Origin of the sequence: Streptomyces sp. NPDC007872 (genome assembly GCF_042868165.1) — a bacterium.
Taxonomy (GTDB): Bacteria; Actinomycetota; Actinomycetes; order Streptomycetales; family Streptomycetaceae; genus Streptomyces.
Genome location: NZ_JBIAEA010000009.1, coordinates 285,647 through 306,425, shown reverse-complemented (window position 1 = coordinate 306,425; position 20,779 = coordinate 285,647). Strand labels below are relative to the sequence as shown.

The 20,779-nt window shown below is 71.7% G+C and carries 19 protein-coding genes and 1 riboswitch; of the genes, 13 read left to right on the top strand and 6 right to left on the bottom strand.

Going from position 1 to position 20,779, the window contains the following annotated elements; all coding sequences use genetic code 11:
* Positions 1-199: 199 nt before the first annotated feature.
* The 10 genes from ACFYNX_RS28785 (at position 200) to ACFYNX_RS28740 (ending at position 10,637) form a co-directional block, all read left to right on the top strand.
* Positions 200-808 (top strand): CDP-alcohol phosphatidyltransferase family protein, encoded by a 609-nt coding sequence (locus ACFYNX_RS28785; RefSeq protein ID WP_125667251.1) that lies wholly within the window; start codon positions 200-202, stop codon positions 806-808.
* Positions 809-924: 116 nt separating this feature from the next.
* Positions 925-3,420 (top strand): mannose-1-phosphate guanyltransferase, encoded by a 2,496-nt coding sequence (locus tag ACFYNX_RS28780; RefSeq protein WP_365547446.1) that lies wholly within the window; start codon positions 925-927, stop codon positions 3,418-3,420.
* A 101-nt stretch (positions 3,421-3,521) separates the two neighbouring features.
* Positions 3,522-4,448, top strand: a complete 927-nt coding sequence (locus tag ACFYNX_RS28775; protein ID WP_388665469.1) for a DUF881 domain-containing protein — start codon at positions 3,522-3,524, stop codon at positions 4,446-4,448.
* A complete protein-coding gene (locus ACFYNX_RS28770; RefSeq protein ID WP_015032176.1) occupies positions 4,445-4,777 on the top strand; it encodes a small basic family protein in 333 nt (110 codons plus the stop codon). Before ACFYNX_RS28775 ends, ACFYNX_RS28770 begins: the two co-directional genes overlap by 4 nt.
* 239 nt (positions 4,778-5,016) lie before the next feature.
* Positions 5,017-5,931 (top strand): DUF881 domain-containing protein, encoded by a 915-nt coding sequence (locus tag ACFYNX_RS28765; protein ID WP_388665494.1) that lies wholly within the window; start codon positions 5,017-5,019, stop codon positions 5,929-5,931.
* An 82-nt stretch (positions 5,932-6,013) separates the two neighbouring features.
* Positions 6,014-6,952, top strand: a complete 939-nt coding sequence (locus ACFYNX_RS28760; protein WP_388665492.1) for an FHA domain-containing protein — start codon at positions 6,014-6,016, stop codon at positions 6,950-6,952.
* A gap of 31 nt (positions 6,953-6,983) precedes the next feature.
* Entirely contained in the window at positions 6,984-7,727 is a 744-nt protein-coding gene (locus ACFYNX_RS28755; protein WP_388665467.1) for a MerR family transcriptional regulator, read from the top strand.
* A gap of 53 nt (positions 7,728-7,780) precedes the next feature.
* Positions 7,781-8,254, top strand: coding sequence for a bifunctional nuclease family protein (locus ACFYNX_RS28750; protein WP_017238433.1), 474 nt, complete (start codon positions 7,781-7,783; stop codon positions 8,252-8,254).
* A gap of 192 nt (positions 8,255-8,446) precedes the next feature.
* A complete protein-coding gene (locus tag ACFYNX_RS28745; protein WP_388665464.1) occupies positions 8,447-9,064 on the top strand; it encodes a MerR family transcriptional regulator in 618 nt (205 codons plus the stop codon).
* Positions 9,065-9,158: 94 nt separating this feature from the next.
* Positions 9,159-10,637, top strand: a complete 1,479-nt coding sequence (locus ACFYNX_RS28740) for a DNA polymerase IV (protein WP_388665462.1) — start codon at positions 9,159-9,161, stop codon at positions 10,635-10,637.
* Between the two features lie 82 nt (positions 10,638-10,719).
* Here ACFYNX_RS28740 and ACFYNX_RS28735 read toward each other — a convergent pair whose 3' ends face one another.
* Positions 10,720-11,094, bottom strand: a complete 375-nt coding sequence (locus ACFYNX_RS28735; protein ID WP_388665460.1) for a PRC-barrel domain-containing protein — start codon at positions 11,092-11,094, stop codon at positions 10,720-10,722.
* A gap of 112 nt (positions 11,095-11,206) precedes the next feature.
* A riboswitch (glycine riboswitch) is annotated at positions 11,207-11,306 on the top strand.
* A 178-nt stretch (positions 11,307-11,484) separates the two neighbouring features.
* Between ACFYNX_RS28735 and gcvP the strand changes: the two genes are divergently transcribed.
* Entirely contained in the window at positions 11,485-14,370 is a 2,886-nt protein-coding gene (gene gcvP, locus ACFYNX_RS28730; protein ID WP_388665458.1) for an aminomethyl-transferring glycine dehydrogenase, read from the top strand.
* Between the two features lie 90 nt (positions 14,371-14,460).
* Here gcvP and ACFYNX_RS28725 read toward each other — a convergent pair whose 3' ends face one another.
* Together ACFYNX_RS28725 and ACFYNX_RS28720 are read right to left on the bottom strand one after the other, a co-directional pair.
* On the bottom strand, positions 14,461-14,667 hold the full coding sequence (locus ACFYNX_RS28725) for a DUF5999 family protein (protein WP_053648929.1): 207 nt from the start codon (positions 14,665-14,667) through the stop codon (positions 14,461-14,463).
* A 332-nt stretch (positions 14,668-14,999) separates the two neighbouring features.
* Positions 15,000-15,590 carry a hypothetical protein gene (locus ACFYNX_RS28720; RefSeq protein WP_365547469.1) on the bottom strand — a complete coding sequence of 197 codons (591 nt, stop codon included), beginning with the start codon at positions 15,588-15,590 and terminating at the stop codon, positions 15,000-15,002.
* A 480-nt stretch (positions 15,591-16,070) separates the two neighbouring features.
* On the opposite strand from ACFYNX_RS28720, the gene ACFYNX_RS28715 reads away from it, so the two are divergent.
* Both ACFYNX_RS28715 and ACFYNX_RS28710 read left to right on the top strand, forming a co-directional pair.
* Positions 16,071-17,570 (top strand): glutamate--cysteine ligase, encoded by a 1,500-nt coding sequence (locus ACFYNX_RS28715; protein ID WP_388665455.1) that lies wholly within the window; start codon positions 16,071-16,073, stop codon positions 17,568-17,570.
* Positions 17,571-17,693: 123 nt separating this feature from the next.
* Entirely contained in the window at positions 17,694-18,476 is a 783-nt protein-coding gene (locus ACFYNX_RS28710) for a CPBP family intramembrane glutamic endopeptidase (protein WP_388665453.1), read from the top strand.
* Positions 18,477-18,598: 122 nt separating this feature from the next.
* Here ACFYNX_RS28710 and ACFYNX_RS28705 read toward each other — a convergent pair whose 3' ends face one another.
* From ACFYNX_RS28705 to ACFYNX_RS28695, 3 genes are all read right to left on the bottom strand, one after another.
* Positions 18,599-19,408, bottom strand: a complete 810-nt coding sequence (locus ACFYNX_RS28705; RefSeq protein ID WP_388665451.1) for a PhzF family phenazine biosynthesis protein — start codon at positions 19,406-19,408, stop codon at positions 18,599-18,601.
* 186 nt (positions 19,409-19,594) lie between these two features.
* Positions 19,595-20,116 (bottom strand): SMI1/KNR4 family protein, encoded by a 522-nt coding sequence (locus ACFYNX_RS28700; protein WP_388665449.1) that lies wholly within the window; start codon positions 20,114-20,116, stop codon positions 19,595-19,597.
* 41 nt (positions 20,117-20,157) lie between these two features.
* Complete coding sequence (locus ACFYNX_RS28695; RefSeq protein ID WP_388665447.1) at positions 20,158-20,745, bottom strand: hypothetical protein; 588 nt, start codon at positions 20,743-20,745, stop codon at positions 20,158-20,160.
* Positions 20,746-20,779 lie beyond the last annotated feature (34 nt).

Genomic DNA, 20,779 nt, shown 5'->3' with positions numbered 1-20,779 from the left:
CGCCGATGGTACTGCAGGGGGGACCCTGTGGGAGAGTAGGACACTGCCGAACAATCATTGTGGGAAAGCCCCGCACCTTTATGGTGCGGGGCTTTTCTGCGTTCACGGGCGCCGGCGAGACCCCTGTGCGCGGTGGTCCGGTGGCTGAAGGTAGGGTCAGGGGGCAACGTCGGCACCATCCTCAGCAGGAGGCCCCCGGGTGGAGGTCCAGGAGACTCGCGTTCAGACCGACCGGGTCCTCACCATCCCCAACATTCTCAGCATGGCGCGCCTCGTCGGCGTGCCGCTGTTTCTGTGGCTGATTCTCCGCCCCGAGTTCGGTGGTCCCAAGAGCGACGGCTGGGCGCTGCTCGTCCTGGCGCTCAGTGGCGTCAGCGACTACCTCGACGGGAAACTCGCCCGACGCTGGAACCAGATCAGCAGCCTCGGCCGGCTGCTCGATCCCGCCGCCGACCGCCTGTACATCCTGTCCACCCTCGTCGGCCTCACCTGGCGGGAGATCCTTCCGCTGTGGCTGACCGCCGCCCTTCTGGCGCGCGAGGCCATGCTCCTGGTCATGGTGGGAATCCTCCGGAGGCACGGCTACCCGCCGCCGCAGGTCAACTTCCTCGGCAAAGCTGCGACTTTCAACCTCATGTACGCCTTCCCGTTGCTGCTTCTCAGTGACGGAACGGGCTGGCTTTCGTCACTCGCTGAAGTTTTCGGGTGGGCCTTCGCCGGATGGGGTACAACTCTGTATTGGTGGGCAGGGATCCTCTACGTGGTCCAGGTCCGTCGACTCGTGAAGACGGATACCGAGGCCGATTGAGTCCGTTCCTTCTGTGTCGAGCAGCGTCGCCGGCAACAACGAGGACGTCCGCGGGTTACTGAGCGGGCAGGCGAAGTCGGCAGGACCGTCATCTCTTGAAGGAGGACGCTTCCGACATGAAGGCCGTCGTGATGGCCGGTGGCGAGGGAACCCGTCTTCGCCCCATGACCTCGAGCATGCCCAAGCCTCTTCTGCCGGTGGTGAACCGGCCGATCATGGAGCACGTCCTACGACTGCTCAAGAGGCACGGTCTCAACGAGACCGTCGTCACCGTGCAGTTTCTCGCCTCTCTCGTCCGAAATTACTTCGGCGACGGCGAAGAGCTCGGGATGGAGCTCACCTACGCCAACGAGGAGAAACCGCTCGGTACAGCGGGAAGCGTGAAGAACGCCGAGGAAGCGCTGAAGGACGACGCCTTCCTCGTCATCTCGGGGGACGCGCTCACCGATTTCGATCTCACCGATCTCATCGCCTTCCACAAGGAGAAGGGCGCACTCGTCACGGTCTGCCTCACCCGGGTGCCGAACCCCCTGGAGTTCGGCATCACGATCGTCGACGAGGAGGGCAAGGTCGAACGCTTCCTGGAGAAGCCGACCTGGGGCCAGGTCTTCTCGGACACCGTCAACACGGGCATCTACGTGATGGAGCCCGAGGTGTTCGACTACGTCGAGGCCGACACGTCGGTCGACTGGTCGGGGGACGTCTTCCCGCAGCTCATGAAGGAGGGCAAGCCGATCTACGGCTATGTCGCCGAGGGCTACTGGGAGGACGTCGGTACGCACGAGAGCTATGTGAAGGCCCAGGCGGACGTCCTGGAGGGCAAGGTCCAGGTCGACATCGACGGCTTCGAGATCTCGCCCGGCGTGTGGGTCTCGGAGGGCGCCGAGGTGCACCCCGACGCCGTGCTGCGCGGACCGCTCTACATCGGTGACTACGCCAAGGTCGAGGCCGGTGCCGAGATCCGCGAGCACACCGTCGTCGGGTCGAACGTGGTCGTCAAGAGCGGCGCCTTCCTGCACAAGGCCGTCGTCCACGACAACGTCTACATCGGCCAGCAGAGCAATCTGCGCGGTTGTGTCATCGGCAAGAACACCGACGTCATGCGGGCCGCCCGGATCGAGGACGGAGCCGTCATCGGGGACGAGTGCCTGGTCGGTGAGGAATCGATCGTGCAGGGCAACGTCCGGGTCTATCCGTTCAAGACGATCGAGGCCGGCGCGTTCGTCAACACCTCGGTCATCTGGGAGTCCCGGGGACAGGCCCACCTCTTCGGAGCGCGCGGGGTCTCCGGCATCCTCAACGTGGAGATCACGCCCGAGCTGGCGGTCCGCCTCGCGGGCGCGTACGCCACGACCCTGAAGAAGGGCTCGACCGTCACCACGGCCCGTGACCACTCCCGGGGCGCCCGCGCGCTGAAACGGGCGGTGATCTCGGCACTGCAGGCCAGTGCCATCGACGTGCGGGACCTGGAGAACGTGCCGCTGCCGGTGGCACGGCAGCAGACCGCGCGCGGAAGCGCCGGCGGCATCATGATCCGAACCTCGCCCGGCGTGCCCGACTCCGTCGACATCATGTTCTTCGACGAGCGCGGCGCCGACCTCTCCCAGGGCGGGCAGCGCAAGCTCGACCGGGTGTTCGCGCGCCAGGAGTACCGGAGAGCCTTCCCCGGTGAGATCGGCGACCTCTCCTTCCCGGCGAGCGTCTTCGACTCGTACACCGGATCGCTGCTGCGGAACGTCGACACCTCCGGGATCGCGGAGGCCGGCCTGAAGGTCGTCGTGGACGCCTCCAACGGCAGCGCCGGGCTCGTCCTGCCCAGCCTGCTCGGACGGCTCGGAGTCGACTCGCTGACGATCAACCCCGGTCTCGACGAGTCCAGGCCCACGGAGTCGGTCGAGAGCCGACGGGCCGGGCTCGTACGGCTCGGGGAGATCGTGGCCTCGGCGCGGGCCGCGTTCGGCGTGCGCTTCGACCCCGTCGGCGAGCGGCTGTCCCTCGTGGACGAGCGGGGCCGGATCATCGAGGACGACCGGGCGCTCCTGGTCATGCTGGACCTGGTGGCTGCCGAGCGGCGCTCCGGGCGGGTCGCGCTGCCGGTGACGACCACGCGGATCGCCGAGCAGGTCGCCGCGTACCACGGCACCCAGGTCGAGTGGACGACCACCTCGCCCGACGACCTCACCCGGGTCGGCCGGGAGGAGTCGACGATCTTCGGCGGTGACGGGCGCGGCGGGTTCATCGTGCCCGAGTTCAGCAGCGTCTTCGACGGGACCGCCGCCTTCGTGCGGCTGCTCGGTCTCGTGGCGCGGACGCAGCTCACGCTGAGCCAGATCGACGCCCGGATCCCGCGGGCCCACGTCCTCAAGCGGGACATCGCGACCCCGTGGGCCGTGAAGGGCCTCGTGATGCGCAAGGTGGTCGAGGCGGCGGGCAACCGCTCCGTCGACACCACCGACGGCGTCCGGGTGGTGGAGGCCGACGGGCGCTGGGTGATGGTGCTGCCCGACCCCGCCGAGGCCGTCACCCATCTGTGGGCCGAGGGTCCCGACGACACCTCCGCGCAGGCCCTGCTCGACGAGTGGGCCGCGGTGGTCGACAGCGCAGGTCGCTGACGGAGTCGCCCCGTCCGGTGGGGAGGTGCCCGAGAAGCACCTCCCCACCGGACGGAGGGGCCATTCGGCGGTACGCCGTGCGACGTGCGACGATGTGCGGCATGTCGCAGCAGCCCCCCGTTCGGAGCACCGGATCATCGCCGCCGCGTCCGGACGCGTCCATGTCGCTGCTGAACAACGTGATCGACCACGCCCTCGACGACGGATACGCCGAGGCGACCGCCCGGCGTGCCGCCGAGGGCGGCGGGCTGCCCCGCAGTCTGCGGGCGAAGCTCGGCGTCGCCGCCGGCCTCCTGCTCGCGGCCGCCGTGGTGACCGTCGGCGCGGCCGAGGCGCGGGTCTCCGCGCCGGTCGTCGCCAAGGAGCGACAGGAACTGATCGACCGGATCGAGGCGGAGTCCTCGGAGGCCGACGGCCTGGAACAGGACGTCGAGCGGATCCGTACCGAGGTCGGGGAGCGGCAGAGGCAGGCGCTCCAGGAGTACGGCGGCGACCAGGCCGAGCTGGTGGCGCTGCTCTCGGGCGCGACGCCGGTGCACGGCCCCGGGGTGCGGCTGGTCGTCGACGACGCCAAGGACACCGACACCGGTGGCGGCGGCCCCCGCGAGAGCAGCGGCTTCTCCGACACCGGCCGGGTCCGCGACCGGGACATGCAGCGCGTGGTCAACGGGCTGTGGGAGTCGGGCGCCGAGGCGGTCGCGATCAACGGGCAGCGGCTGACGTCGCTGTCCGCGATCCGCGCCGCCGGCGACGCCATACTGGTCGACAACAAGCCGCTGGTGCCGCCGTACACCGTCCTCGCGATCGGGAACGGGCAGAAGCTGAGCACCGCGTTCCAGGACAGCGCCGACGGGCAGTACCTGCACGCGCTGGTGGAGAACTTCGGGATCAGGAGCAGCATCTCCGCCGAGGGCGACGTGCGCCTTCCGGCCGCGCCGAGCCTGACCGTACGTACCGCAGAGCCGAGGGGGGCCGGGGCGACGCCCTCCGGTCGGGCCACGGCCGACACAGGGAAGGGCACATCGTGATCGCCGTACTGGGCCTGATCGTCGGAGTGGTGGTCGGACTGTTGGTCCGCCCCGAGGTTCCGGCGGTGGTCGAGCCCTATCTTCCGATCGCCGTGGTCGCCGCCCTCGACGCGGTCTTCGGCGGACTGCGGGCCATGCTCGACGGGATCTTCGTCGACAAGGTCTTCGTGGTCTCCTTCCTGTCCAACGTGGTCGTGGCCGCGCTGATCGTCTTCCTCGGCGACAAGCTGGGCGTGGGCGCGCAACTGTCGACCGGTGTGGTCGTCGTGCTCGGCATCCGGATCTTCTCCAACGCGGCCGCCATCCGGCGCCACGTCTTCCGGGCGTGAGGCCGATGAGCGAGAACCCCCAGAACCCTCAGGACCCCCAGAACCCTCAGGACCCCCGTGGTGCCCAGGACCCGCAGGGCTCCCAGGCCCCGCAGCGTCCCCAGGACCCCCGGGTGCCGGAGGAGCAGCGGCGCCCCGGGAGTCCCGAAGTCCCCGAAGGGGCCGGGGCCCCGGCAGGGCCCGCGGCGCCCAGGAGTCCCGAAGTGCCCGAGGACGTGGACACCCGGGTCTTCCGGAAGGTGGAGACGCAGCCGCCCTCCGCCCCTCACCACCAGCACCGGAAGCCCCCGGGCGAGGGTGCGCCCGGGGCGGTCCCCGGCTCGCCCGCGGCGCCGGGGAGCACGGACCGGGGAGCCCGGGAGCCCGTGGCACCTCCTCCCGCCGCCGAGGCGCCCCCCGCGGCCGAGCCGTCGGGCGCGGGCGGACGGGACGAGCGGGGCGGTCGGCACAGGCTGATCTCCGCGCTGTGGCCGCCGAGGGTGACCAGGGCCCAACTCGTCGTCGCCCTGCTGCTGTTCGGCCTCGGGCTCGGTCTGGCCATCCAGGTCTCCTCGACCAGCGACAACAGCGCCCTGCGGGGCGCCCGCCAGGAGGACCTGGTGCGGATCCTCGACGAGCTCGACGACCGCACGCAGCGCCTGGAGGACGAGAAGACCCGTCTGGAGAAGCAGCGTTCCGAGCTGGAGTCCAGCTCGGACCAGGCCGAGGAGGCGCGCAAGCAGACCCAGGAGAAGGAGCGGCAGCTCGGCATCCTGGCCGGCACGGTCGCCGCCGAGGGCCCCGGCATCACCCTGTCCGTCGGCGACCCCACCGGGTCCGTCGAGTCGGACATGCTGCTCGACGCCATCCAGGAGCTGCGCGCGGCGGGCGCCGAGGCGATCCAGGTCAACGGTGTCCGGGTGGTGGCGGACAGTTACTTCACCGGTAGTGGTGATGACATGCGGATCGATGGAACGCAGGTGGCCGCTCCGTACGTCTTCAAGGTCATCGGCAAGCCGGAGGATCTCGAGCCCGCGCTCAACATCCCCGGCGGTGTCGTGCAGACCCTCGAGAAGGAGCAGGCCACGGCCACGGTGGAGCGGTCGGCGAAGATCGTCGTCGACGCCTTGCGACCGGCGGAGCGGCCTGACTACGCTCAGTCGTCCTCGCAGTGAGGAGGCGTACGAGGGGGGTCCCGCGACAAGGGCAGGGCCTTGCGGGGGGTCGGCGCATCACAACGGTGGTGCGTGGTGGAAACTGTCCGGAGGATACGGACGTTGTGAAGGTGTCCGGGTCGGCAGGTGTGATGGATCTCGGTTCGTCCTGCCCCACGGGCGGGTCTGTTTCGGTCAAGGGGAATCGCCCGTGAAGTTGTTTGCGAAGTTGTTCGGCAAGAGCGCACGTGAGGACGGCAACGCCCGGCACCGCGCGCCGCGCCACGCCCAGAGCGAGGAGCAGGGCGGCGAGCGCCCGCTCTTCCGTGACGAGGTCGGAGGTCGGGGTGGTGACATTCCGGGCGCACCGGGCGCGTCTTCTGTTGACCCCGCCGGGGCCGCCCGCATAGGTTTCGGTGAACCATCGACCTCGAGTGCGGGTGGAGGGTTCTCCTCCGACCCGTACGCGACACAGACCTCGGCGGGGCAGCCGCGGCAGGAGGATGCGTCCATGCCGGTGTGTACGAGGTGCGGTCACCGCAACGCGGCCGACAGCCGCTTCTGCTCCCACTGCGGCACGCCGCTGCGCGGCGGGGTCGCCCCGGAACGCGCGTCGGAGACGACGTCGACGATCTCCATCTCGGGCCTGGAGGCCTATGACGCGGAGGTCACCGGCCAGACCGCGCTGCCGTCGCTCTCCCCGGAGGCGCTGGCGGCCGTGGAGGCGCTGCCGCTGGGATCCGCGCTCCTCGTGGTGCGCCGGGGGCCGAACTCCGGCAGCCGGTTCCTCCTCGACGGAGAGCTGACGACGGCCGGCCGTCACCCGCAGAGCGACATCTTCCTGGACGACGTCACGGTCTCCCGGCGGCACGTCGAGTTCCGGCGGGGGCAGGACGGCAGTTTCACCGTCTCCGACGTCGGCAGCCTCAACGGCACGTACGTCAACCGCGAGCCGATCGACTCGGTCGTTCTGTCCAACGGTGACGAGGTGCAGATCGGCAAGTACCGGCTGGTCTTCCATTCGAGCCAGCGGGGCGTGTGACGCCTCGGGGAATCCCCTTCAGGGAAGGTCCATGCTGCGAACACCGACGGGCGGTGCCGGATCCGGCACCGCCACCGCGGGCGACAGACTGGTCAGCATCGGCACGGTGCTGAACCAACTGCGCGACGAGTTTCCCGAAGTGACCATCTCCAAGATCCGGTTCCTGGAGGCCGAGGGGCTCGTCGAGCCCCGGCGGACGGCCTCCGGCTACCGGAAGTTCAGCCGGCAGGACGTGGAGCGGCTCGCCCGCATCCTGCGGATGCAGCGGGACCACTACCTTCCGCTGAAGGTCATCCGCGAGCACCTCGACGCCCTCGCCCGGGGCGAGCGGGTCGAACTCCCGGCCCCCGGGCGCCGTCGGGACCTCCTGGAGGGGCCCTGGGAGCAGGACCCGGAGCCGCCGGCCGCCGCGCGGCTCGAACGGGACGAGCTGCTCGCCGCCGCCGAGGTCACCGAGACCGAGCTCGCGGAGTGGGAGTCGTACGGTCTGATCGCCGAGACGGAGGGCGGGGGCTACGACCCCGAGACCGTCACCGTCGCCCGGCTCGTGGCGGATCTGGGGAGATTCGGTCTGGAGCCCCGTCACCTGCGGTCCGTGAAGGCGGCCGCCGACCGGGAGGCCGGGCTGATCGAACAGGTGGTCGCGCCGCTGCGCCGGCACCGCAATCCGCAGACCAGGGCCCACGCGGAGGCCACCGCCCAGGAGCTGGCCGCGCAGTCGGTGCGGCTGCACGCGGCCCTGATGCAGATCGCCCTGGGCACCCGCTCGCAGTGACCGGAGAGGGGCCCGACTATCCAAACCGGTCGGGCACGTCCTAGGGTTGCTGTGTGAACGAGCTCGACGTTGTGGGTGTCCGAGTGGAAATGCCCTCCAATCAGCCGATCGTGCTCCTACGTGAAGTGGGAGGCGATCGTTACCTCCCCATCTGGATCGGACCGGGGGAGGCGACCGCGATCGCCTTCGCGCAGCAGGGGATGGCCCCTCCGCGACCGCTGACGCACGACCTGTTCAAGGACGTGCTGGAGGCCGTGGGGCAGGAGCTCACCGAAGTCCGCATCACGGATCTGCGTGACGGGGTCTTCTACGCCGAGCTGGTCTTCGCCAGCGGCGTCGAGGTGAGCGCCCGGCCGTCCGACGCGATAGCGCTGGCCCTCCGGACCGGGACGCCGATCTTCGGCAGTGACGGCGTCCTGGACGACGCCGGCATCGCGATCCCGGACGAGCAGGAGGACGAGGTGGAGAAGTTCCGCGAATTCCTCGACCAGATCTCACCGGAGGATTTCGGGACCAACAGTCAGTGAGACCGGGCGGTACGGCCATGGGCCGTTCGCGGGGTGCTGTCAGAGCATTCGAGTAGCCTTTCCCCGGAGAGAGACACGGGAAACCACTCTCAGGGTGATTATCACTCGGCGTGCCGAGTGTGGCGATCGTTGACGCACCCCGAGTGACTGCCTACCTTCGTGTGGGCAGGTCAAGGACGGAGGGTCGGCGTGATGAGCAGCGCGGACGGTACGGCGGGCAGCTCCCTCGGACGCGTGTCCGGGGAGAACGGTCCGTATCCGCTTCACGGCAGTGTGAGCGACTTCGGTACGGGCGCCGGTACGGGCGCGGCGGACGAGGTGATCGGTTACCGCGGCCCCACGGCGTGCGCGGCCGCCGGCATCACCTATCGCCAACTGGACTACTGGGCGCGCACCGGTCTCGTGGAACCGAGCGTGCGGCCCGCGTACGGGTCGGGCACGCAGCGGCTCTACAGCTTCCGGGACGTCGTCGTCCTGAAGATCGTCAAGCGCTTCCTCGACACCGGGGTGGCCCTGCAGAACATCCGGGCCGCGGTGCAGCACCTGAGGGCCCGGGGCTTCAGCGACCTGGAGCGGATGACGCTCATGAGCGACGGGGCCACGGTCTACGAGTGCTCCTCGCCCGACGAGGTCGTCGACCTGCTCCAGGGCGGGCAGGGCGTCTTCGGCATCGCCGTCGGCGTGGTCTGGCGGGACGTGGAGGCGGCGCTCTCGCAACTGCACGGGGAGCGGGTGGACACCGGCGAGACGCTCGTGGGGCACAACCCCGGCGACGAGCTGGCCCGCAGGCGGCGGGACCGGGCGGTCTGAGCCGGGTCCGCGGGCGGTTTTCGGGACGGCTCCGTCGCGGGGCGCGTCCCGGGGCGTCCGGCCGTTGTCAGTGGCATGGGGGAGCATCGGAGGCGTGAGAGCCGCGCCGACGATCCTGCATCTCGACATGGACGCCTTCTTCGCCGCCGCCGAGCAGGCGTCGAAGCCCAGCCTGCGCGGAAAGCCCGTGGTCGTGGGTGGGATCGGGCCGCGGGGCGTGGTCGCCACCGCCTCGTACGAGGCGCGTCGCTTCGGGGTCCACTCGGCGATGCCGATGGGCCAGGCGCGTCGGCTCGCGCCGAACGCGGCCTATCTCGTGCCGCGCTTCGCCTTCTACCGGTCGATCAGCGAGCAGGTCATGCGGCTGCTCGGGGGCCTGTCCCCGCTCGTGGAGCCCCTCAGCCTCGACGAGGCCTTCGTGGACCTGGAGGCGGGGGGCGTCGCCGACGACACGGCGAGCGCGCGGGCCGCGGGGGAGCGGCTGCGGGCCGACATCCTCGCCACGACGGGACTCACCGGGTCGGTGGGGCTCGCGGGCTCCAAGATGCTCGCGAAGATCGCCTCCGAGCAGGCGAAGCCGGACGGACTCGCCCTCATACCGCCGGGCACCGAGCGGGAGCTCCTCGGACCGAAGTCCGTGCGGATCCTGCCCGGGGTCGGGCCGGCGACCGGGGAGCACCTGCGGCGGGCCGGGATGACGACCGTGTCCGACCTCGCGGAAGCGGGCGAGGACGAGCTCGTACGGCTCCTGGGGCGGGCGCACGGGGCCTCGCTGCACCGGATGGCCCTGGGGCACGACGACCGGCCCGTGGTGGCCGAGCGGGACGCCAAGTCGGTCTCCGTCGAGGACACCTTCGCCGTGGACCTGCACGACCGGGTGCGGATCCGGGGAGAGGTCGAGCGGCTCGCGGAGCGGTGCGTGGAGCGGCTGCGGGCGTCGGGGCACTCGGGGCGGACGATCGTCCTGAAGGTGCGGAGGTTCGACTTCTCGACGCTCACCCGGTCCGAGACGCTGCGGGGGCCGACGGACGCGCTGGGAGTCGTGCGGGAGGCCGCGGGGCGGCTGCTCGAGTCGGTGGACACCACGGGGGGCGTGCGGCTGCTCGGGGTGGGCGTGAGCGGGCTCGCGGACTACACGCAGGAGGACCTGTTCGCCCAGGCGGAGCTCACGGGTGAGGGGGGCGGGGGAGAGGCCGGTGCCGCTGCGGTGGCGCCCGAGGTGGTGGTGGCCGAGCCGGTCGGGGCCGGGTCCGTCGCGCCCGTCGAGCGGTACTGGGCGCCCGGGCACGACGTGCGGCACGCGGTGCACGGGGCCGGGTGGGTGCAGGGGAGCGGGCTCGGACGGGTCACGGTGCGGTTCGAGGAACCGGGGTCGGCGCCGGGGCGGGTGCGGACGTTCGCCGTGGACGATCCGGAGCTGGAGGCGGGGGAGGCGTTGCCGCTGGTGCGGGGTTCCGGGGCGGGGGCGGGGTCGGCGCCTGTGCCCGTGCCGTCGGCGGCTGCGGGGCGTGGGGGTGCGCCCGGCCTGGCGGCCGGGCCGGGTTCCCACTCGCACCCCCCGCACCACCCGTGACGGTGGGTGGGCAGGGGCGCGGGTCTTCCCGTGGGGCGTGCCGCGTCGTCGGCGGCTGCGGGGTGTTTTCGGGCGGTTCCGGTCAGGCGCTTTCCTGGCCCGCCAGGCGGCCGAAGTCCTTGTCCGGGGTGTCCGCGGGGGGCGGGGGGAGGGCGAGGCTGTAGTGGCGGTAGAGCTGGAGTTCCTGCTCCGGGGAGAGGTGGCGGCCCACGCCGAAGTCCGGGGCGTCCTTGATGAGGGCGCGTTCGAACGGGACGTGGAGGCCGTCGTCGAGCAGGTCGCTCGGTTCCAGGGGGACGAACGCGTCCCTGCTGAACAGGCCCGTGCGGACCGCGGCCCACTCCGGGACGCCGGTCGCGTCGTCGAGGTACACCTCGTCGACGGTTCCGATCTTGTGTCCGTTCCGGTCGTACGCCTTGCGGCCGATCAGGCTGCGCGGATCGATGTCGGTCTGCACGGTCCCTCCAACTGGTCGCAACTCCTCTACCCCCTACCAAAGGGCACATCCGGGATGTCGGCCACTTGAGCGAAGGGAGTCTCAACCGCGCTGGTAGGCTGGGTGTGGCTGTCGACCCCGTGCGGGAGAGTCCCCCGGAGAAACCTTCCGGTGGGCGCCGAAGGAGCAAATCCTCCCCGGAATCTCTCAGGCCCCCGTACCGCACGGACGAGGTCACTCTGGAAAGCAGAGCGGATGTCCGACGGCATGCGCTCTCACCGACGGTGAAAGCCGGCGTGCCGCGAGGCGTGCCGGTGAAGCTCTCAGGTTGAGATGACAGAGGGGGAGGCCGTCCGGGCACCCGCGCCGTGGTGCCCCTCGCAGGTCGTGACGACCAGGAGGCCTCCGTACATGACCGCCAACCGCATTCCGCTCTCCGAGCTCGAGCAGGGCATCCCGTTCGAGCAGCGGCACATCGGGCCCGACGCCGAGGCCCGGGCCAAGATGCTCGCCCAGGTCGGTTACGGCTCGCTCGACGAGCTCACGGCCGCCGCGGTGCCGGACGTGATCAAGAACGCCGAGGCGCTGGGCCTGCCGGCCGCGCGCACCGAGGCCGAGGTGCTCGCCGAGCTGCGCGAGCTCGCCGACCGCAACCAGGTCCTCGCCCCGATGATCGGCCTCGGCTACTACGGCACCTTCACCCCGCCGGTGATCCTCCGGAACGTGATGGAGAACCCCGCCTGGTACACGGCCTACACGCCGTACCAGCCGGAGATCTCCCAGGGCCGCCTGGAGGCCCTGCTGAACTTCCAGACGATGGTCGCCGACCTGACCGGCCTGCCCACCTCCGGCGCCTCCCTGCTCGACGAGGGCACCGCCGCCGCCGAGGCCATGGCGCTGTCCCGCCGCGTCGGCAAGGTCAAGAAGGGCGTCTTCCTCGTCGACGCCGACGCCCTGCCGCAGACGATCGCCGTCATCGAGACCCGCGCCGAGCCGACCGGCGTCGAGGTCGTCGTCGCCGACCTGAGCGAGGGCATCCCGGCCGAGGTCGCCGAGCGCGGCGTCTTCGGCGTGCTGATCCAGTACCCCGGCGCCTCCGGTGCCGTCCGCGACATCAAGCCGCTGATCGACGCGGCCCACGAGCTCGGCGCGATCGTCACCGTCGCCGCCGACCTGCTCGCCCTCACCCTGCTCACCTCGCCCGGCGAGCTGGGCGCCGACATCGCCGTCGGCACCACGCAGCGCTTCGGCGTCCCCATGGGCTTCGGCGGCCCGCACGCCGGCTACATGGCCGTCCAGGACAAGCACGCCCGCTCCCTGCCCGGCCGGCTCGTGGGCGTGTCCGTCGACGCCGACGGCAACCGCGCGTACCGCCTGGCCCTCCAGACCCGCGAGCAGCACATCCGCCGCGAGAAGGCCACCAGCAACATCTGTACCGCCCAGGTGCTGCTCGCCGTCATGGCCGGCATGTACGCCGTCTACCACGGCCCCGACGGCCTCAAGGGCATCGCGCTGCGCACCCACCGGTACGCCGCGATCCTGGCCGCCGGTCTGCGCGCCGGGGGCGTCGAGCTGACCGGGGACGTCTTCTTCGACACCCTCACCGCCCGCGTGCCCGGCAAGGCCGACACGGTCGCCGCCGCCGCCCGCGAGGCCGGTGTGAACCTGTACCGCGCCGACGCCGACCACGTGTCGGTCTCCTGCGACGAGACCACCACGCGCGAGCAGCTCGCCGCCGTCTGGGGCGCCTTCGGCGTCACCGCCGACGTCGAGGCCCTGGACGCCGCCACCGAGGACGCGCTGCCCGCCGGTCTGCTGCGCTCCGACGCGTACCTGACCCACCCGGTCTTCCACGCGCACCGCTCCGAGACCTCGATGCTGCGCTACCTGCGCCGCCTCGCGGACCGCGACTACGCGCTCGACCGCGGCATGATCCCGCTCGGCTCCTGCACGATGAAGCTGAACGCGACCACCGAGATGGAGCCGGTGACCTGGCCCGAGTTCGGCCAGATGCACCCCTTCGCCCCGGTCGGGCAGGCCGAGGGCTACCTCACGCTCATCACCGAGCTGGAGGAGCGCCTCGCCGAGGTCACCGGCTACGACAAGGTGTCGATCCAGCCCAACGCCGGTTCGCAGGGCGAGCTGGCCGGTCTCCTCGCCGTCCGCGCGTACCACCGGGCCAACGGCGACGAGCAGCGCACGGTCTGCCTCATCCCGTCCTCCGCGCACGGCACCAACGCCGCCTCCGCGGTGATGGCCGGCATGAAGGTCGTCGTGGTCAGGACCGCCGACGACGGCGAGGTCGACGTCGAGGACCTGCGGGCCAAGATCGCCCAGTACCGCGACGAGCTGTCCGTCCTGATGATCACCTACCCGTCCACGCACGGCGTGTTCGAGGAGCACGTCGCGGACATCTGCGCCGAGGTCCACGAGGCCGGCGGCCAGGTGTACGTCGACGGCGCCAACCTCAACGCCCTGGTCGGCCTGGCCAAGCCGGGTCACTTCGGCGGCGACGTCTCGCACCTGAACCTGCACAAGACCTTCTGCATCCCGCACGGCGGCGGCGGCCCCGGCGTCGGCCCGGTCGGCGTCCGCGCCCACCTCGCCCCGTACCTGCCGAACCACCCGCTCCAGCCCACCGCGGGCCCGGAGACCGGCGTCGGTCCGATCTCGGCCGCCCCGTGGGGCTCCGCCGGCATCCTGCCGATCTCCTGGTCGTACGTGCGCCTGATGGGCGGCGAGGGCCTCAAGCGCGCCACCCAGGTCGCGGTGCTCGCGGCGAACTACATCGCCAAGCGCCTGGAGCCGCACTTCCCGGTGCTCTACACCGGTCCGGCCGGTCTGGTCGCCCACGAGTGCATCGTGGACCTGCGTCCGCTGTCCAAGGAGACCGGCGTCACCGTCGACGACATCGCCAAGCGCCTGATCGACTACGGCTTCCACGCGCCGACGATGTCCTTCCCGGTGGCCGGCACGCTGATGATCGAGCCGACCGAGTCCGAGGACCTGACCGAGCTCGACCGCTTCTGCGACACGATGATCGCGATCCGGGCCGAGATCGAGAAGGTCGCCGCGGGCGAGTGGCCGGCGGAGGACAACCCGCTGCGCAACGCCCCGCACACCGCGGCCGCGCTCGGCGGCGCGTGGGACCACGTGTACACGCGGGACGAGGCGGTCTTCCCGGCCGGCGTCTCGGCCGCCGACAAGTACTGGCCGCCGGTGCGCCGCATCGACGGCGCCTTCGGCGACCGGAACCTGGTCTGCTCCTGCCCGCCGCTGGACGAGTACGACAACTGAGACCGCGGGCCCTCACGGCCGGGTTTCATGACCGAGGGCCGGTCCGGAGAGTTCTTCTCCGGACCGGCCCTCGGGCTTCGTGCCGCCCCGTCAGGCGGCGGTCGTCACCCGGCCCGCCGTGAGCGGCCGGTGCGGGGCGATGATCTGCCCGTCCGGCAGGAGCTCACCGGTGTCCTCGAAGAGCAGGACGCCGTTGCACAGCAGGCTCCAGCCCTGCTCCGGGTGGTGTGCCGTCAGTCGGGCCGCCTCGCGGTCGGCGGAGTCGGCGGTGGGACAGGCGGGCTGGTGCTGGCACATGGGTGGATTCTTTCGCTGCGTCGTGGTGGATGTCCTGCGGCTCTGCGCGCTCACGGCCGCCCCCGTCGGTCGGTTCGGTTCCGGTCCAAGTCTTGCCCCCGGGACGGACTTCCGCAGGGATTTCGCGGCAGCTCGTCCTCTCCGGGAAGGACGCGTCACCCGCAGGGGCGGTTCGGCCCGACCACCCCGTCCCTTCGGATGGTTCGGGGTGGTCCGAGCGGGCTAGTCCGTAAGGGCGGGGCGTTCGGGCGGCGCGTTCGGGCGGGCTTTTCGGACAGCGGTGCGCCCCGTGGCCCGGTCGGGTCACGGGGCGCGGGTGCGCGTGGGATGGATCAGGCGGGCGCCGCCGAGCCCAGGAGGGGCGGCGGCGCGAGGCGCGTGCTGAGGACGGGCAGCAGGTCGGCGATCGGGAACGGGCGGTGGGACGCGATTCCCGGCGGCGCGGGGGCCAGGGGCACCAGCAGGTCGGCGGTGCCCGGGGCGACGGTGGTGCCGTCCGTCTCCGGATCGGCGTGCAGCCAGAGGGTCAGCATGTAGAGCTCCGGCACGGAGAGCAGCCGGGGCTGGTACACGTCCGGCAGGCCCTCGGCCTGGTGCAGGGCCCGCTCCGTGGCGGAGACGTACGGCCCCTCGAAGAAGTGCGAGAAGGACCAGCCGTCCGGAGTGAGCATGCTGTCCGCGCCGGCGATCGTCCGGTCCCCGTTCCGGATGAGGAAGCGCCATCCGGCGAGCCGGATGCGGGGAGGGTGCCCCGGGGCTCCGGTGACGCCCAACACGTGCACGGGCAGGGGGAGTTCGGGACTCAGCGGTCCCTGCGCGGCCCGCAGGGCGGGGGTGCGCGCCTCACGGACGGCGGTCGGTGAGCCGAGCGCCGCGAGGACGCTGCGGAGGGCCGGCGCAGGGGCCGGAGAGGGTCGGAGCATGGTGGGTCGCCTCTCGCTCAGGAGACACGGTGACGCGTGGGCAGGTACGACGGCGCTGTCGGCGGCGGGGCCAGAGAGGGGCCGTGGGGCCATGGCCGGGCGCCAACACTCTGCCTCGTCCGCGGAGTTTATACGACATGTGTTCACACAGTGTTTCCGCTAGACGTCGCCGATATTCCTGACAAGACATCATCAGGTCGTCTTCGAGGGGCGTTCAAGCGGAATCAGGAGGACGATACCTCTCTCACCTGCGCACACCGCGAGGAGCCGGTCGGCTGAATTCCGATCCCGAATCCCAGGACAATATGACATTGGTATATGTCGTCTGTTCCGTGCCCGTGGAATGTGCCGTTGGAGTGCTGCATCCAGCCTATCCTCCGACAGGCCCGTCCCGCAGGCGTTGTGGATCAAAGAGGTGGGCATCATGGTCCGTGACGCGCGGCCGCCCTGACGGCCGCCCACCCGGGGAAGGACGCTTCGATGGGCGAGAAGGTCGTGGCCGACGGGTTCGGCCCGTCCGACCGGCAGCAGTACCGGAGGAAACTCCAGCAATGTCTGGCGGGGCTCGCGAGGCTCCTGGCGGAGAAGAGGTTCGACCGGCCGCGCAATCTCATGGGCGTGGAGATCGAACTCAATCTCGCCGGTCCCGACGGCCTGCCCCGCATGCTGAACGGGCCGGTTCTCGAAAAGATCGCGAGCCCCGATTTCCAGACGGAACTCGGAATGTTCAACCTCGAAGTGAACATCGCCCCCCACCAGCTCGAGGGGCGCGTATTCGACCGGCTCGCGGAGGAGATCGGAGCCGGAATCGGGTACGCCGACCGCAAGGCCGCGGAGCTGGACGCGGGCGTCGTCATGATCGGCGTGCTGCCCACCCTCGAACAGCACGACCTGGTCCCCGAGAACCTGTCGGACAACGACCGCTACGCCCTGCTCAACGACCAGATACTGGCCGCGCGGGGCGAGGACTTCATCCTCGACATCCACGGCGTCGAACGGCTCCAGTGCACCTCGGAGTCGATCGTCCCCGAGGCCGCCTGCACCTCGGTCCAGCTCCACCTCCAGGTGACCCCGGCCCGGTTCGCCGCCGTGTGGAACGCGGCGCAGGCCGTCTCCGGAGTGCAGATCGCGCTCGGCGCCAACGCCCCCTTCGTCTTCGGCCGGGAGCTGTGGCGGGAGTCGCGCCCGCCGCTCTTCCAGCAGGCCACCGACACCCGGCCGCCCGAGCTGCAGTCCCAGGGGGTGCGGCCGCGCACCTGGTTCGGGGAGCGCTGGATCGACTCGGCGTACGACCTCTTCGAGGAGAACCTCCGCTACTTCCCCGCCCTCCTCCCCCTCCAGGACGAGGAGGACCCGCTGCTCGTCCTCGACCGGGGCGGGGTGCCGCGCCTCCAGGAGCTCGTCCTGCACAACGGCACGGTCTACCGCTGGAACCGGCCGGTGTACGGTCTGGTCGACGGCGTCCCGCACCTGCGCGTCGAGAACCGGGTCCTGCCGGCGGGACCGACCGTGACGGACGTGATCGCGAACGCCGCCTTCTACTACGGCCTGGTGCGCGCGCTCGCCGACGAGACCCGGCCCGTGTGGAAGCGGATGTCCTTCGAGGACGCCGAGGCCAACTTCGACACGGCCTGCCGTCACGGCATCGAGGCGGAGCTGCGCTGGCCCCGGCCGGGGCGCGCGGGCGGCGTCGCCACCCTGCCGGCCGTACGGCTCGTCCTCGACGAACTGCTGCCGCTCGCCGCGGCCGGGCTCGACGCCTGGCACGTCGAACCCGCCGACCGGGACTTCTACCTCGGGGTGATCGAGCAGCGCTGCCGGCGGCGGGTGAACGGCGCCTCCTGGCAGGTCGACACCTTCCACCGGGCCCTGGAGGCGGGCCTCGACCGGAAGACGGCGCTCGCGGCGACGACGCGCCGCTACCGGACGCTGATGAGGGAGGGGGAGCCGGTCCACACCTGGCCGGTGGGGATCCACTGACGGCTCCGCCCCCTGCCCCCGTCCCCTTCCCGGGCGGCTCATGGGCGATCATGTCCGGACGGTTCGGGTCGTCCGGGACGTGTCGTCCGGGGAGTGGAGTCAGGTGTGGTGTCGGACCAACGAGTGAGAGACGCTTCCCCGTCCCCCGGGGGACTGCCGCGCACGGTGCTGCGCTCCGAGACGCTCATCGTGCTCGCCCTCTCGCTCGGGGCGAGCGGGGTGTCGGCCCTCATCAGCTTCATCGGCTCGCTGACCAGGCCCGGGGCGCTGAAGGAGCAGGCGGCGACGCTCAACGGCTCGTACGCCCCCGGGCGGCCCTGGCTCGACCTGTCCTGGCAGCTCTTCGGCATCGCCACGGCGCTCGTGCCGGTCGTCCTCGTCGCCCACCTGCTGCTGCGCGAGGGCTCCGGGCTGCGGGCCGTCGGCTTCGACCGCACCCGCCCGTGGCCCGACCTCGGACGCGGGGCGCTGGTCGCGGCGGGGATCGGGAGCGCCGGGCTCGCCTTCTACCTGGCGGCGCGGGCGTCCGGGTTCAACCTGACCGTGGTGCCCGAGTCACTGCCGGACGTGTGGTGGAAGTACCCGGTCCTCATCCTGTCGGCGATCCAGAACTCCGTCCTGGAGGAGGTCGTCGTCGTCGGCTACCTGCTGCGCAGACTGGGGCAGTTGGGGTGGTCGCCGACGGCCGCGCTGGTGGCCAGCTCGGTGCTGCGCGGCTCGTACCACCTCTACCAGGGCATCGGCGGCTTCCTCGGCAACGTGGTCATGGGCGTGGTCTTCGTCCTGCTGTACCGCCGCTGGGGCCGGGTCGGGCCGCTGGTCGTGGCGCACGCGCTGCTCGACATCGTGGCCTTCGTCGGGTACGGGCTGCTCGCGGGGAAGGTGGGGTGGCTGCCGACCGTGTGACGGGCGGTCGCGACGACGGGCGAGGGGCTTGGGCGGCCGAGGGGCGTAGACGGCCGAGGGGCGTACGGAATCCTCCGTACGCCCCTCGGCCGTGGTGCTTCCGGCCGGTGGCCGGTGAGCGGTCAGGCGTGCAGGTCGCCCTCGATGACCGTGACGGCACGGCCGCCGAGGAGGGTTCGGTCGCCGCGCAGCCGGGTGCGGACGAGGCCGGTGCGGGCGCCGCCCTGGAGGCCGGTCAGCTCGTCGCGGCCGAACCGGGCCGACCAGTAGGGGGCGAGCGCGGTGTGGGCGCTGCCGGTCACCGGGTCCTCGTCGATGCCGACGGCCGGGAAGAAGCCGCGCGAGACGAAGTCGTAGCCGCTGTCCGGGCGTTCGGCGGCGGCGGTCACGATGGTCCCGCGCGAGGACATGGTCTTCAGGGCGGCGAGGTCGGGGGCGAGGGAGCGGACGGCGGCCTCGTCGCGCAGCTCGACGACGAGGTCCCCGATGTGGATCCCGGTGTCGTGGACGGCGACGACCTCGGCGCCGAGCGCCTTCTCCAGGCCGTCCGGACCGGGGACGGGGGTGAGGGGCGAGGTCGGGAAGTCCATGGTGATGGTGCCGTCGGTCTCGGCGGTGGCGCCGAGGACGCCGCAGCGGGCCGCGAAGCGGACGGTGCCGGTCGCGGCGCCGGTGGTGTGCAGGACGTGGGCGGTGGCCAGGGTGGCGTGACCGCACATGTCGACCTCGGTGGTCGGCGTGAACCAGCGCAGGGCCCAGTCCGCCTCGCCGCCGGCGGGCAGCGGGTGGGCGAAGGCCGTCTCGGAGAGGTTGACCTCCGCGGCGACCTTCTGGAGCCAGGCGTCCTCCGGGAAGGAGTCGAGGAGGAGGACCCCCGCGGGGTTGCCGGAGAAGGGCCGGTCGGTGAAGGCGTCGACGATTCGGATGCGCATGGCGCCGACGGTACCGGGGGCGGATTTCCGGCGGCCAAGGCCAATCGCGGAGAACTGGACCTGATGGAGCCACGGGGGTGTGGTGCGCGTCCCGGCCCGGCCCGGAGCCGCGGCTGTGGTCGGTGCCGCTCCCGCTGGTGCCGGCGGGGTGCCGCAGTGGGGTGAGCGCGGAGCGGTCCTCCGGGCTCAGCGGCAGAGCTTCGTGACGACGTCGTCGAAGTCGGGGAACTCCCGGGCGGCCCGTTCGATCACGGTGGTCGCCGGGGCGCGGAGCCCGGGTGCGTACCGCTCCGCGACGGCGGTCAGTTCGGGGTGGGGGTGCGGGGACGGGACGGGGCCGTAGGGGTTGGCCGCCTCCCAGGGGTCGACGCCGTCGGCCAGGAGCCGCAGGAAGGAGCCCAGGTCGCGGGCGACGACGCCGGTCTCGCCCTCGGAACCGAAGAAGACGACGGGCTGGTTCTCCGGCGCCGAGTCCGGGCGGACCGGCCAGAACGCGGCGTATCCGCCGGTGCCGTCCTGTCCGAACACCCGGAAGTCCTCACCGGTGAGCTGCTCGTTGCCGGTCCAGGACCGGAGCCACTCGGTCGTCTCGCCGGGGGAGAGGAAGGCCGGGAAGGGGTCGAAGTCGACGCCGCCGCCGACGTGGTCGAACCGGACCGCCAGGGCGGCGAGCGCGGGAGGGAAGCGGAGGTCTTCGGCGGGCTTCACGCGAACAGGTCAGCGAGGTGGAGGACGGGGTGCGGGCCCGGTCAGGGGAAGGCGAGCGGGAGGTCTTCCAGTGAGCCGGGGCCGGTGAAGAACCGCTCCGCGGCGGCCAGGTCCTTCGCGAATCCCGGTGCGCGTTCCTCGACCGCCTCTTCCAGGGGCTGGGGCCGGGGCCGTGGTGAGGGCCGTTCGCGGGCCGCGGCGTTGAGGTCGCCCACGGTCGCCAGCATCAGCCGCTGCCACTGTTCGCCCTGCTCGGCGAGCGCGTAGACGCCGGACAGCAGGTCGGCCGCGCCGAGCGGCCGGGTGAGGGCGTAGGGGTCCGTGCCCACGACGGGGCGGAGCTCCCAGCCCCCGGCCCGGGCGGCGAGCCGCAGCACGCCGGCCCAGTTCCTGATCCGTCCCAGGCGCACGTACACCGACGCGCCGGTGTGCGGGGGCAGGCGGCCGCCGTGCAGGGGGTTGGTGGCCGCCACGACGTCGGCCAGGATCAGGTACTCCGTCTCCGTCGGTGTCCACCGGCCCTCCTGCCGGGACTCCAGGGCCGCGTCGGTCCAGTCCTCCGCCGCGGCGAGGCGGAACGCGAAGTCCGCCGGGTCGTTGAGCGGTGCGTACGGGTATGCGGGGATCACGCCGTTCAGTATCCGGTGCCGGTGCCGGTGCCGG